This window comes from Novosphingobium profundi (assembly GCF_018491765.1).
Lineage (GTDB): Bacteria > Pseudomonadota > Alphaproteobacteria > Sphingomonadales > Sphingomonadaceae > Novosphingobium > Novosphingobium profundi.
Window position 1 is genome coordinate 102,018 of sequence record NZ_JABWCU010000001.1, and the last position, 12,723, is coordinate 114,740.

The following is a 12,723-nucleotide window of genomic DNA, read 5'->3' on the forward strand; positions in this document are numbered from 1 at the left end:
AGGCCCCTCCCACAACGAGAAGGCGGGCGGAGCGATGCGTGGGGCATCGCTCCGCCCGCAGTCGTTTCCGGGCCGAAGGGGGTCACGAGCCCGGAACCGGTCTTTGCCGGAAGCCGGGTCTTCAGAAGGCGTAGCTCAGCGAGACCTGGAGGATGGGGTAGACGCGGTAGTCGCCGATATCGTCCTCGATGTCGCGTTCCTCGTTGGCGAGGTCCTGCGCGAAATCGGGGTCCTGCATGGCGATGCCGGTGCCGGTGAGGTCGTTGACGCGGGGACGGCCCATGAACATCGCGCCCAGTTCGGCGCCGAACTTGAGGCCGCGCGTGGCGTTGGCGGCGTAGCCGATGGTGAGCGTGGGGGCGACGTCGTTCGCCTCGACCTTGCCGGTCAGCGTGCCGATTTCGGCGCCGGTGTAGTCCTGCCCACCGATCGAGACGACATCGCCGTCCGCGGCCTTGCCCCGCAAGTCGATCTTGTTGCCGCTCAAGCGCACGCCGCCCGAAATGCGAAAGCCGTTCCGGAACGGGTGGAGATCGGCCATCAGGCCATAGGAATTGAGGTCGAGGTGGCCGTGGTAGCGGATATCATCGCCGTCGACGCCGTGGCTCGCGGCCATCCAGGTGGCGTTGGCGCGCAGCGACAGCACCGGGCTCGCACGCCAGGTAACTTCGGGGCCGATGCCCAGCGTGCCGCCGGTCACGCCAAGGCTGACGCTGGTGTCGGCCGGGGCATCGACGGCCTTCGCGAAAGCAGGGGTGGCAGCCAGCGCCGAACTGGCGGCGCACAGGGCGTAGAGCCCGTGGATCGTTCGCAAGAGAGATTCCTTGGCGAGACGCGCGCGAGAGGTCCCGCGCGCGTCGATGGATGGTGTCTCATTCTAGGAACGTGGTCCCGTCGCTTGGGCGATTCGGCCGGCTTTTTTGCGCCGACTGCGCGCGGGGTTCAGGCGACGCGCGTGCCGGAAAGCTCCATCGAGCCGAAGAACCCGGCCTTGATCTTGCCGCTCAGGGTGTCGCCGTCGATCGTGGCGGTGCAGTCGAGCTCGATCTTCATCGGGCTCGTCATCGTCATCGTCCAGCGCAGCGTATTGCCCACGATCGTGCCGTTCTCGAGCGGCATCGAGCCGAGATCCCCGGTGATCGTGCCGGTGAAGCGATCGCCTTCGGGGACCACGCTGAGCACGCCCTTCTGGGTGCCGATCGGGGTCTTGGTGATGCAGTCGTAGCGTCCTTCGAGCGCCATCTTGGTATCTCTCCTGGTTGTCTTATTGGTCGTCGGCGGTCGACACCGTCGGTGCGGGCACGACCTCGACGGGAAGGCCGAGGCCCTGCAGTTGGCTTTCGACGACCTTGCGGTCGCCGACCACGACGAACGTCACCTCGCCCGGTTGCAGGTAGGTGTCCGAGGCCTTGTCGATCGCCTTGGCGTCGATCGCGCGATAGGTCGCGGCGAGCGTCTCATAATAGTTTTCCGGGCGGCCGAGCTGCGCGTTGCGGCGGATGCCATCGGCGACCGCGGCGTTGGTCTCGAAGGCGTTGGGGAGCGAGCGGATCGCGCCCTCGGTCACGCGCTGGAGCTCCTCGGGGGTGACCGGGGCCGTGGCGGGCAGCGCGGCCATGTCGGCGAGGATCGCCTTGATCGAATCGCCGGTGCGGTCGGCCTGTACCGGTGCGCGCACGACGAGCGCGCGCGGCCCCTCGTTGCGAGTCACCCGGCTGTAGACGCCGTAGCTCCAGCCCTTCTTCTCGCGGATGTCGGCGTTGAGGCGCGAGAGGAAGCCGCCGCCCATGACCTCGTTGGCCAGGTCGAGCGCCTCGGTTCCTTGCGTGGTGCCCGACATCGGCAGCACGTGCCCGGCCATGATAACCGACTGGGGCGAATTGGGGCGGTCGACGAGCAGGATGCGGGCCTTTGCGGCGGGCAGCGTGGTGGCCATCGCCTTGGCCTTGGCGGGAGCCGGGGTGGCGGGGGCCTTCCACTGCCCGAAGGCGCGTTCGAGCATGGGCTTGAGCTCACCCATCGTCACGTCGCCCACCACGGTGATGCGCGCGAGATCGGGGCGCAGCCACTTGTCGTGCGCGGCCTTGAGGTCGGCCGGGGTGAGCGCGGCGAGCGAGGCCTCGGTGCCAAGGCCATCCTGCGGCTGGGCATAAGGATGTTGGCCGTAGAGCGCGCTGTCGAGCGTGCGCTGCGCGAGTGCGTTGGGCGAGGACAGCGCCTGTGCGAGCTGGGCTTGCTGCCCTGCTTTCTCGCGCGCGACGTCCTCGGGTCGGAAGGCGGGGTGGAGCAGGAGCTGGCTCAGCAGGTCGAGCGAAGGCGCAAGGTTGTCGCTGAGCGCGGAGAGCGAGATCGTGCTGGTGTCGGTCGAGGCGCCGGTCTCGATCCGCGCGCCAATGCGCTCCTGCGCCTCGGCGACGCCGGTCGCATCGAGGTGGTCGGTGCCTTGCTCGAGCATGTCGAGCATGAGCGCCTGCGTACCCGGGGTGTCGAGCGTGTCGGCGGCGATCCCCGCGTCGAAGTCGATCGCGAGTTCGAGCTTGGGCACCGCGGTGCGCCGCGCGAGCGTGACGGGGATGCCGTTCGAGAGCGTCGCGTGCTCGATCGCGGGGAGCTTGAGGTCGCCGATCGCGCCGAGCTGGGGGGCGGACCGCTGGGGGGCGGGCGGCAGCGCGGGGGCGGGCCGCTTGGCGTCGGGCGCAGGGGCCGGCGTCGTTGCCTCGTCGCCCCAGCCGCCCATCTTCGCGCCGTCGTCGACGCGCGTGCCGGGCACGATGGCGAGCTTGTAGACCGGGCGCGAGAGCCATTTGACCATCGCCGCGCGCACCTTCTCAGGGGTCAGCGCGGCGATCGCCTCGAGCCGCTTCTTGTAGAAGGCGGGGTCGTTCGAATAAGCCTCGCCCTCGGCGAGGGTGACACCTTTGCCGCCGAAACCGCCGACTTCCTCGAGGCCGCCGATCTCGCTCGACAAGGTGGAAACGACCGCGCGCTCGAGTTCGTCCGCGCTTGGGCCTTCCTTGAGGTACTTGGCGAGCACGGCGTCGAAGGCGGCCTCGGCCTTGTCGCGCGCGACGCCCGGCTTCACCATCATCGCCATCGAGAGCATGCTGAGCTGCTGGTAGGGCTCGTCCGAGGCGGTGACGCCCACAGCCAGCTCCTGCCCGCGCACCAGCGCGTTGTCGAGCCGCGAGGAGGCAAGGCCGCCCAGGATGTGCATGCCGATCTCGAGCGCGGGGGTCTCGGGATCGTTGAGCCCGGGGCCGGTCCAGGCGCGGGTGAGGCGTAGCACCGGCACCTGGTCGGGCATGTCGCGCGAGGCGGACTTGGCGAGCGTCACCGGCCCGGCCTTGGCCTCGGGGATCGGGGCGACTTCGGGCCCGCGCGGGATCGCGCCGAACCACTTCTCGACCATCGGCCGGGCGGTCTTGGCGTCGATGTCGCCGGTCAGCACCAGCACCACGTTGTTGGGGCCGTAATGGTCGGTGAACCAGGTGCGCACGTCGGTGAGCGAGGCCGCGTCGAGATCCGCCATCGAGCCGATCGTGGTGTGGCGATAGGGGTGGCCGACCGGGAGCAGGCCTTCGGAAAGTGCGTAGCGGGTGAGGCCGTAAGGCTGGTTGTCGCCCTGGCGCTTCTCGTTCTGGACGACGCCGCGCTGCTGGTCGAGCTTGTCCTGGGTGACGGCCGACAGCAGCCAGCCCATGCGGTCGCTCTCCATGAACAGCGCCAGGTTCAGCGCGCCGGTGGGCACCGTCTCGACGTAATTGGTGCGATCGTACCAGGTCGAGCCGTTCGAGGGCGTGGAACCGGCTGCCTCGAGCGGGATGTCGAAGTTGGGCACATTGGCCGAACCGCCGAAGAAGAGGTGCTCGTAGAGGTGGGCAAAGCCGGTGTGGCCGCGCGGTTCGTTCTTTGAGCCGACCTTGTAGTAGAGCGTCACGCCCACGATCGGCGCCTTGCGGTCGGTGTGGACGATCGTGGTGAGCCCGTTGGCGAGCTGGAAGGTCTCGTAGGGGATGTCCACCTTGGCGACGAGCTGCGCCGGCGTCGCGGCCGGGGTGGGCGAAGGCGCGGCCGTGGCGGCGGGCTTGTCCTGTGCGTGGACGGCGAGCGGTCCGGCAGTGGAGACGAGGAGGGCGGCGGCGAGAGCGGCAAGGCTCGAACGGGTTCCGATACGCATGGGCTCTTGTCTAGCACGCCCGATCGACTTGACCAGCGCTTCGTGCATCGTCGGGGCTTCGCGGAAATTCGGACAGGGGCTTGATCGAGGGCAATTGAATCGCGGCGAAAAGCGCCCAGATATGGCTCGGGAAAATCTTGGCGGGCACCCCTTGTGTTGCAAATATGCAACACTATATCCGGGGGTATCAGGAGGCACATTACCCATGAATCTCGAAAAGTTCACCGATCGCGCGAAGGGTTTCCTGCAGGCCGCCCAGACGGTGGCGATCCGCAACAACCATCAGCGCATTTCCCCCGAGCACATCGCCAAGGCGCTGCTCGAGGACAGCGAAGGCATGGCCGCCGGATTGATCCAGCGCGCCGGTGGCAATCCGAAGGTCGCCGTCCAGGCGATCGACGCGGCGCTTTCCAAGGTGCCCGCCGTCTCGGGCTCGGGCGCGCAGAACACCCCGGGGCTCGACAACGACGCGGTGCGCGTGCTCGACCAGGCCGAACAGCTCGCCACCAAGTCGGGCGACAGTTTCGTTACCGTCGAACGCATGCTGCTTGCGCTCGTGCTGGCCACCGCCACGGCGGCAGGCAAGGCGCTGGCCTCGGCCAGTCTCACTGCGCAGGCGCTCGAAGCCGCGATTACCGAACTGCGCGGCGGGCGCACGGCGGACAACGCCTCGGCCGAAAACGCCTACGACGCGATGAAGAAGTACGCGCGCGACCTCACGCAAGCCGCGCGCGACGGCAAGCTCGACCCTGTCATCGGGCGCGACGAGGAAATCCGTCGTACCGTCCAGATCCTCGCGCGCCGGACCAAGAACAATCCCGTGCTCATCGGGGACCCCGGCGTCGGCAAGACCGCCATCGCCGAAGGGCTCGCGCTGCGCATCGCCAACGGCGACGTGCCCGACAGCCTCAAGGACCGCACCTTGATGGCGCTCGACATGGGCGCGCTGATCGCGGGTGCGAAGTACCGCGGCGAGTTCGAGGAGCGCCTCAAGGCCGTGCTCGACGAGGTGAAGGGCGCCGAAGGGCAGATCATCCTGTTCATCGACGAGATGCACACGCTGATCGGCGCGGGTGCATCCGAAGGTTCGATGGACGCCGGCAACCTGCTGAAGCCCGCGTTGGCGCGCGGCGAGTTGCACTGCATCGGCGCGACCACGCTCGACGAATACCAGAAGTACGTCGAGAAGGACGCCGCGCTCCAGCGCCGCTTCCAGCCCGTCTTCGTGGGCGAACCCACGGTCGAGGACACCATCTCGATCCTGCGCGGGCTCAAGGAGAAGTACGAGCTGCACCACGGCGTGCGCATCACCGACGGCGCGCTGGTGGCGGCCGCGACCCTGTCGAACCGCTACATCACCAACCGCTTCCTGCCCGACAAGGCGATCGACCTCATGGACGAGGCCGCCAGCCGCATCCGCATGGAAGTGGAAAGCAAGCCCGAGGAGATCGAGAAGCTCGACCGCCGCATCATCCAGCTCAAGATCGAGGAACTCTCGCTCGCCAAGGAGAACGACGAGGCCTCGAAGGACCGGCTGGTGACCTTGCGCGAGGACCTTGCCAATCTCGAGCAGCAGTCGAGCGAGCTGACCACCCGCTGGCAGAACGAACGCGACAAGATCGCCGCCGAAGGCAAGATCAAGGAAAGCCTCGACAAGGCCCGCATCGAACTCGACCAGGCGCAGCGCTCGGGCGATCTCGCGCGCGCGGGCGAGCTGTCCTACGGCACGATCCCGAGCCTGGAAAAGCAGCTGGCCGAGGCGCAGGACCAGGCCGCCAACGCGCTGCTGCGCGAGGAGGTCACCGAGGACGACATCGCCGGCGTGGTCAGCAAGTGGACCGGCGTGCCGGTCGACAAGATGCTCGAGGGCGAGCGCGAGAAGCTCCTCAAGATGGAGGAGATGATCGGCAAGCGCGTGATCGGGCAGAAGCAGGCCGTCGTCGCGGTGTCCAAGGCGGTGCGCCGCGCGCGCGCGGGGCTTCAGGACCCCAACCGCCCGCTCGGCTCGTTCCTGTTCCTGGGCCCCACGGGCGTGGGCAAGACCGAGCTCACCAAGGCGCTCGCCGAATTCCTGTTCGACGACGACAGCGCGATGGTGCGCATCGACATGTCCGAGTTCATGGAAAAGCACGCGGTCGCCCGCCTGATCGGCGCGCCTCCGGGCTATGTCGGCTACGAGGAAGGCGGCGTGCTGACCGAGGCGGTGCGCAGGCGCCCCTATCAGGTCGTGCTGTTCGACGAGGTCGAAAAGGCCCACCCGGATGTGTTCAATGTCCTTCTCCAGGTGCTCGACGACGGGCGCCTGACCGACGGGCAGGGACGCCAGGTGGACTTCACGAATACGCTGATCATCCTGACCTCGAACCTGGGCAGCCAGTTCCTGACGCAGATCGAGGACGGCAAGGACGTGGAGAGCGTCGAGCCGCAAGTGATGGAAGTCGTGCGCGGGCACTTCCGGCCCGAGTTCCTCAACCGTCTCGACGAGGTGATCATGTTCCACCGCCTCGGCCAGGACCACATGGGCCCGATCGTCGATATCCAGGTGAACCGGGTGCAGAAGCTGCTGAAGGATCGCAAGATCGTGCTCGACCTGACGCAGGCGGCCAAGCACTGGCTGGGCCGTGTCGGCTACGACCCGGTGTACGGGGCCAGGCCGCTGAAGCGTGCGGTGCAGAGGTATCTGCAGGATCCGCTCGCCGAAAAGCTGCTGGCCGGCGAGATCCCCGATGGCTCGCACGTCCATATCGACGATGGCGACGGCGCGCTGACAATCACCGTCGGCTGACGGCATCCCGCCCGCACGGGTGGGAAAGGCGCGAAAAAAAGGGCCCCGGGATCGCTCCCGGGGCCCTTTCCCGTACCGTTCAAGGGACTTGGCGGTACGTGTCGCCGCGTGGCGGCGATCAGAAGTTGGTCGTGAAGTTCGCGAAGAACGTACGGCCCAGGTAATCGTAGCCCGAGTAGAGCGGCGAGTTACCGTAGAGATTGAAGGCGTCGGCCGAGATCCGCGGCGGCTGCGTGTTGAAGATGTTGCGCATGCCGATGGTGAGCTCGAACTGGTCGTTGAGGTCCCACTGGACCGAGGCCGAGTGCAGGAAGTAGTCCGGCGTCTCGAAGTAGTAGTTGTCCTTGTAGACCTGCGCGAGCTCGGGGTTCTTGGTGCCGTCTGAGTTCAGCGCCAGGTAGGTGTAGGTCGCCTTGCCGGTGCCACCGGTCCAGTCGATGCCGTAGCGGAGCTTGACGTTGTCCAGCGCGTAGGTCGCGTTGAAGGTGCCGGTCCAGGCCGGGCTGCCGACAGTGCCGTTCAGGTCCTCGAGCGCGTTGTCGTCGAACAGCTTGTTGGCCTGCTCGGTGAACTTGGTGACGAGCGCGGTGAACGAGAAGACGCCCGGACCGACGTCGTGCGAATAGCGCAGGTTGAATTCCCAACCCTTCACCTGGTCGGTCGCAACGTTGATGTAGTTGTTCTCGACGGTGAGCGCGTTGTCGGCGCTGCGGGTGACCAGGCGGCAATAGCCATTGTCCGGATCGAAGCCGCCCGAGCCGTAGCACAGGTTGAGGATGTTGCTGGCGCCCAGGCGCTGCACGCCGTTGTTGATCTTGATCGAGAAGTAGTCGGCCGAGATCGAGAAGTTACCCGCCCAGCTCGGCAGAACCGGCTGCAGGATGACGCCCGCCGAGAGGTTCTTCGAGGTTTCGGCCGAGAGACCGGTCGAAGAACCACCGCCCGAGTTGACCTGGATCGAGCTGGTCTGGGTGAAGTCGGGGTTCAGGCCGATCGAGGCGCAGTTCTGCTGGAGAATGACGTTGTTCGATTCGCCATAGCTGTCGCAAGGATCGTACGAGCTCGACAGGAAGCCGCTGGTCGATCCGAGGTACTGCTCGAAGAGCGACGGCGCGCGGTACGAGGTGCCGTAGCTGCCGCGGAAGGTCACGCCGCGAACGGGAGCGTAATCGGCGCCCGCCTTGTAGGTCCACTCGCCGCCGTACGAGCGGTAGTGGGTGTAGCGGCCCGAGGCGTTGATGTTGAGGCTGTAGGCGAAGGGCATGTCGGCCAGGACCGGCAGCGCGACTTCGCCGAAGACTTCCCAGACCTCGTCGGTGCCGTAGGTCGGTGCCGAGGTGGTCAGGTTGTACATGTTGCCGTTGATGCTGTCGGCCGAAGGCTGGTCATCCAGCTTCGAGTGGCGGTATTCCGCACCGAAGCCGGCCTTGGCCGTGCCGCCGGGCAGTTCGAAGAGCGAACCGTCGACGTAGAGCGAGGCGATGTACTCGGCGGTCTTGGTGGTTCCCCAGACCGTGTCGGTGATGAAGTCGCGGTAGGCCTGGCTGAGGTTGCCGCCGACCGAATCCGCGTTGACCGCGGGCGCGGCGACGCAGCCGTTCGAGGTGTCGACGCAGTTGAAGGTGCCGTCGCCGTTGGCGACCACGTCCAGCGACTGGGCGATGCGATCGGTGAGGAAGGTTTCCTGACCGTACTTCGCGTTCGACCACGAATAGCTGCCGTAGACGTCATAGCGCCAGTCGCTCAGGCCCGTTTCACCACGAAGGCCGCCCGCGGCGCGGAAGAAGTCCACGTCCTGCTCGCTTTTCATGATGCCGTAGCCGATGAACGAGCGCAGCGCGACGTAGTTGCCGTTCGAGATCTCGTTAGGCGAGAGGAACACGCCGTTGCGGAACTGCTCGGGGATGAGTTCCGAACCGGTGGCGTAGTCGAGCGCAAGCTGGCGGTATCCCGAGCCCGACGACTTGCGGTTGGAATAGAGGAACTCGCCGTAGAGTTCGGCATCGCCCAGGGCGTTCAGGTCGACGCTGCCCTGCAGGAAGACGTTCAGGTTCTCGGTGGGAGTGACCAGCGATTCCTTGAGCATGTCCTTGGTGAACGTGTCGCGCGTGTAGTAGCTCACGCCCGCGTAGCCCGGGGTGTTGCCGCCGGTGACCGAAGCGTCGGGGACGAAACGGTTGAATCGGCCCGTCTCGCCGGTCACGCGGTCGGTGCCCGAACGGGTGGGAACGCCGATGGTGTTGATCGTCAGGCCACCGTTGTCGAGCGTGTAGCAGGCGGGCTCGCCGGTCTTCGGATCGACGTAGTCACCCGAACCGAACGCGGTGCCTTCGCCCGAGAGGTAGCCGCCGATCGGGCACTTGGTGAAATCGACGTCGCCGAGGGTCACTTCCTTGCGCTTGCGCCAGTCGACCGAGGCGACCACGTGCCAGTTGTCACCGCCGATGCCGTAGGCGCCGGAGATTCGCTGATCGACGCCTGCGCCCATCTGGGGCACGTTGATCTGCATTTCCAGCTTGGGGCCGATCAGGCTGTCATCGGTGATGATGTTGACGACGCCGCCCACGGCGTCCGAACCATAAACCGACGAGGCGCCGGCCTTGAGCACTTCGACCGACTTCACGATCGAGGTGGGAATGGTGTTGAGGTCAACCGAGCCGACCGAGCCGCGCGTACCGGCGGGAGCCAGGCGCTTGCCGTTGAGCAGCACGAGCGTACGGCTCGGGCCCAGGCCGCGCAGGCCGACGGTGTTGACGCCGGTGCCGCCGTTCACGACGAAGCCGCCGTAGTAGTTGTTGATCTGCGAACCGCCCTGGGTGACCGCGTTGCTCTGCAGCACGTCCGAAAGCGAGTTGAAGCCCTGTTCGACCATCTGGTCGCGGTTGATGACCGTCAGCGGCTCGGGCGAGGTAAAGTTGCGGTCCTGCGAGAGGCGCGAACCGGTGACGACGATTGCGTCCCTGGGAGCTTCGGTCTCGTCGCCAGTGGCGTCCTGAGCCAGAACGGGAGTGGCGCTGAGCGCAATGGTGGACAGGCACGTCGCGCTAAAGAGCGCGGTGCGCTTGAGATGGGATTTCAATGGATTGCCCCTTGTTCATGATGTCACGCAACCGACTTGCAGATCCCCGAGGTGTGACCGCGACGAGGATCTGCAAGGAAGAGCGATGTCTTGCGACTGCGTTGGGGCAACGATGCCACGGTGGTGGCACGCGGCAACTTCAAACCCTTGGAAGCAACAAAAAAACCGTTTAGGTGTAATAAAGCTGCAACACTGGACATTTCGTTGTCGCCGCAAGGTGATAAAAGATCGGCGCGAGGCAACGCACATCTCGAGCGGCCCAAGATTTCGGGCTCGCCAGAAAAAATTTCCTGAAATTACAGGTATGTATACGTAGGCCAGGGCGTTCGCGTCGCGTGCCCGAGGTCTTTGGGTCAGCGCACCCGGTGCGCCTTGACACCCATCTCGCCATTGAGCCGAAGCCAATAGCTGCCCATCGCGGCCGGCTCGAGTTCGACGCGGTCACCGGGCTTGGGGGCTGACTGTCCATTTCGGCGTGAACTGGTCTCCCAGACTGCATCGCCCTCGGCGATCGTCACGCGGTAGTAGCCGCGCGGAAGCGTCTGGACCGCCGTCACACTCGAGACGAGCCGGGTCTCCTCGGCCTCGTCCTTGCCCTTCTCGAACAAGGCGATGCGCGGCACGCCGAAGCCGAACAGCGACTTGCGAACCTTGCGCGCCTCGTCCTTGTCAACGATCGCGACTTCGCCCTGGTCGCTCGCGGCGATCAGCGTAGCACTCTCCCGGTCGAAGCAGGCCAACCGCGCGGCGTCGTCCGTGAGCGTGCGGCATTGCGCCAGGGCGCGCAGCGAAGTGGGGCGTTCGCCCGGCTCGTCGGCCTGGGCGAGGGTGGGCAGTACCGCCAACGTCGGTGCCGTGAGTGCGAGCGCGAGCGTGAGCAGCCGCGTGGGCAGGGGGGGCTTGAAGGAAAGTCCGGCGGCCATGGTCGGTGTCCTCGTGCAGGCGTGGTACGGGCTTGGCGGGCTCGCAGACTTGCACAGTGTCCGCCCGGGCGAAAGTCCCGAGGTCCTTGCCGCGGTGGGAAATTTTCGGTGCGAGGCGGCCGTGAGGGCAGCGCCTTCCGGCTCAGGCGGGAACCGCGCCCTTGCGTGCCCAGCCGGTGATCGCGTAGCGCCGGTTGGGCGCGGCGCGGGTCACCTCGCTGACCGAATGGGCATGGCCGACCCGGATGAGGTCGAGCGTGTTGAACGAGGGGACCGCGATGCGTCCGGCATCCTCGTCGTCGTGCAGGACGAGCAAGCCGCCCCATTCCGGACGCCACACCGGGTTGAGCCCCAGCACATAGGCGGCGTGGCGGTTCTTGCCTGCCACCACGTCGTCGTGCCCGGTGAGAAAATCGCCCGGCGCATAGGCCGTCGCCTGTGCGTCGGCAAAGCTAATCCCGGCCTCACCGGTAATCGCGCGCAGCACGTCGAGTACGGCCTCGCTCGACATCCAGCGTACGAAGGCGGCGAGCGGATCGCGACTTTGCGCGCGCTCTTTTGCACCATCGGGAACCCGCAGCGATTCGTAGCGGAATTGGAAGCCGCCGCGAGCACCGGCATAGACAGCGGTGTCGAGCGCAGCGGTCTGCTCGGGCGGCATCTTGCTGCGTGTCTCGCGGTCGAGCTCGAAGAGCTTGTCGCCGCTGTTGATCACCTGCTTCCAGTCCTTGCGCGTGCGCAGCTCGGTCCACAGCGCCTCGGCGCTGTCGGCTGCAAGGAAGTCGCGGATGCGGGCATGGCCGCCCTGTGCGAAGTCGTTTGCCAGCGTCGTGACGTCGAGTGCGGGATTGAGGGCCAGGTGCAGGCCTTGGGTCTGGGGCATGGAGGAACTCGCTGGCTGCTTCACGCCAAAGGCGCGGTGTCGCTATGGCCTGGCGCGATAGCGCAAGGCCATGACCGGGATCAATGCGCGCAGCCTACGGGGTTGGGCAAGGAGGATCGGCTGTGCTAGCCGGGTGATACCATGACGCTATCCCTTTTCGATCTCAATCCCGGGCTTGACCGGGCGGCGCTGCGCACGAGGTTCGCGCGCGATGGCCGCGTGCAGGTGCGCGATTTCCTGAACCCCGAAGCCGCGGCCAACGTGCGCCAGGTGCTCGAGACGCAGACCCGCTGGGGACTTGCCTGCCAGGCTGGCGAGCAGCCGCACCGCAGCTTGCGGCCCGAGGCGATCGCCGCGCTCGCGCCGGCCGAGCGCCAGGCGCTGGCCCAGGCGATCCATCAGGCAGCGGCCGGGGGCGAGTATGCGGTGCGCTTCGCCAATTATCCGATGCTCGATGCCTACCTGCAGGGCTGGGACCGCGACGGTCCGCTCGCGCTGCTGCTCGAACACATCAACGACCAGCCGTTCCTGCAGCTCGCGCGCGACATTTGCGGTATTCCCGAGCTGATCAAGGCGGATGCCCAGGCGACGCTTTTCGCGCCGGGCGATTTCCTCGGGCCGCACACCGACAGCCACGTCGCCGAGGGCTGGCGCGTGGCCTACGTCATGAACTTCGCCGACCCGGCGTGGCACCCCGACTGGGGCGGCTATCTCCATTTCCTCGACGAGGAGGGCGACGTGGTGGAAGGCTGGAAGCCGCGCTTCAACGCGCTCAACCTGCTGCGCGTGCCGCAACGCCACATGGTGAGCTACGTTGCCCCGTTCGCCCCGGCGCACCGTTTCGCGGTGACCGGCTGGTTGCGCGACCGGTAGGCC

The 12,723-nt window shown here is 66.7% G+C and carries 9 protein-coding genes; 3 read left to right on the forward strand and 6 right to left on the reverse strand.

Annotation, left to right across the window (positions count from 1 at the left end; all coding sequences use genetic code 11):
- Positions 1-121 precede the first annotated feature (121 nt).
- From HT136_RS00480 to HT136_RS00490, 3 genes are all read right to left on the reverse strand, one after another.
- Positions 122-814, reverse strand: coding sequence for a hypothetical protein (locus HT136_RS00480; RefSeq protein ID WP_214196683.1), 693 nt, complete (start codon positions 812-814; stop codon positions 122-124).
- 128 nt (positions 815-942) lie between these two features.
- The gene (locus HT136_RS00485) at positions 943-1,242 is read right to left on the reverse strand and encodes a hypothetical protein (RefSeq protein ID WP_214196685.1); all 300 of its coding nucleotides are present in this window, start codon (positions 1,240-1,242) and stop codon (positions 943-945) included.
- 22 nt (positions 1,243-1,264) lie between these two features.
- Positions 1,265-4,177 carry a M16 family metallopeptidase gene (locus tag HT136_RS00490; protein ID WP_214196687.1) on the reverse strand — a complete coding sequence of 971 codons (2,913 nt, stop codon included), beginning with the start codon at positions 4,175-4,177 and terminating at the stop codon, positions 1,265-1,267.
- 205 nt (positions 4,178-4,382) lie between these two features.
- On the opposite strand from HT136_RS00490, the gene clpB reads away from it, so the two are divergent.
- Positions 4,383-6,962: an ATP-dependent chaperone ClpB gene (gene clpB, locus HT136_RS00495; RefSeq protein WP_214196689.1), complete on the forward strand. Its 2,580-nt coding sequence runs from the start codon at positions 4,383-4,385 to the stop codon at positions 6,960-6,962.
- A gap of 118 nt (positions 6,963-7,080) precedes the next feature.
- Here the strand turns inward: clpB and HT136_RS00500 are convergent, their stop codons facing one another.
- Entirely contained in the window at positions 7,081-10,041 is a 2,961-nt protein-coding gene (locus HT136_RS00500; RefSeq protein ID WP_214196691.1) for a TonB-dependent receptor plug domain-containing protein, read from the reverse strand.
- Between the two features lie 90 nt (positions 10,042-10,131).
- On the opposite strand from HT136_RS00500, the gene HT136_RS00505 reads away from it, so the two are divergent.
- Positions 10,132-10,335, forward strand: a complete 204-nt coding sequence (locus HT136_RS00505) for a hypothetical protein (RefSeq protein ID WP_214196693.1) — start codon at positions 10,132-10,134, stop codon at positions 10,333-10,335.
- Positions 10,336-10,394: 59 nt separating this feature from the next.
- Here HT136_RS00505 and HT136_RS00510 read toward each other — a convergent pair whose 3' ends face one another.
- Both HT136_RS00510 and HT136_RS00515 read right to left on the reverse strand, forming a co-directional pair.
- The gene (locus HT136_RS00510) at positions 10,395-10,964 is read right to left on the reverse strand and encodes a hypothetical protein (protein WP_214196695.1); all 570 of its coding nucleotides are present in this window, start codon (positions 10,962-10,964) and stop codon (positions 10,395-10,397) included.
- Between the two features lie 142 nt (positions 10,965-11,106).
- Positions 11,107-11,847, reverse strand: a complete 741-nt coding sequence (locus tag HT136_RS00515; RefSeq protein WP_214196696.1) for a 2OG-Fe(II) oxygenase — start codon at positions 11,845-11,847, stop codon at positions 11,107-11,109.
- A gap of 141 nt (positions 11,848-11,988) precedes the next feature.
- Here HT136_RS00515 and HT136_RS00520 point away from each other — a divergent pair, with 141 nt between their 5' ends.
- Positions 11,989-12,720 carry a 2OG-Fe(II) oxygenase gene (locus HT136_RS00520; RefSeq protein ID WP_214196698.1) on the forward strand — a complete coding sequence of 244 codons (732 nt, stop codon included), beginning with the start codon at positions 11,989-11,991 and terminating at the stop codon, positions 12,718-12,720.
- Positions 12,721-12,723: the final 3 nt, after the last annotated feature.

Coding starts and splice junctions, on each gene's coding strand:
- HT136_RS00485 (WP_214196685.1), bottom strand. CDS start 1,242: ATGGCGCTCGAAGGACGCTACGACTGCATCACCAAGACCCCGATCGGC.
- HT136_RS00490 (WP_214196687.1), bottom strand. CDS start 4,177: ATGCGTATCGGAACCCGTTCGAGCCTTGCCGCTCTCGCCGCCGCCCTC.
- clpB (WP_214196689.1), top strand. CDS start 4,383: ATGAATCTCGAAAAGTTCACCGATCGCGCGAAGGGTTTCCTGCAGGCC.
- HT136_RS00510 (WP_214196695.1), bottom strand. CDS start 10,964: ATGGCCGCCGGACTTTCCTTCAAGCCCCCCCTGCCCACGCGGCTGCTC.
- HT136_RS00515 (WP_214196696.1), bottom strand. CDS start 11,847: ATGCCCCAGACCCAAGGCCTGCACCTGGCCCTCAATCCCGCACTCGAC.
- HT136_RS00520 (WP_214196698.1), top strand. CDS start 11,989: ATGACGCTATCCCTTTTCGATCTCAATCCCGGGCTTGACCGGGCGGCG.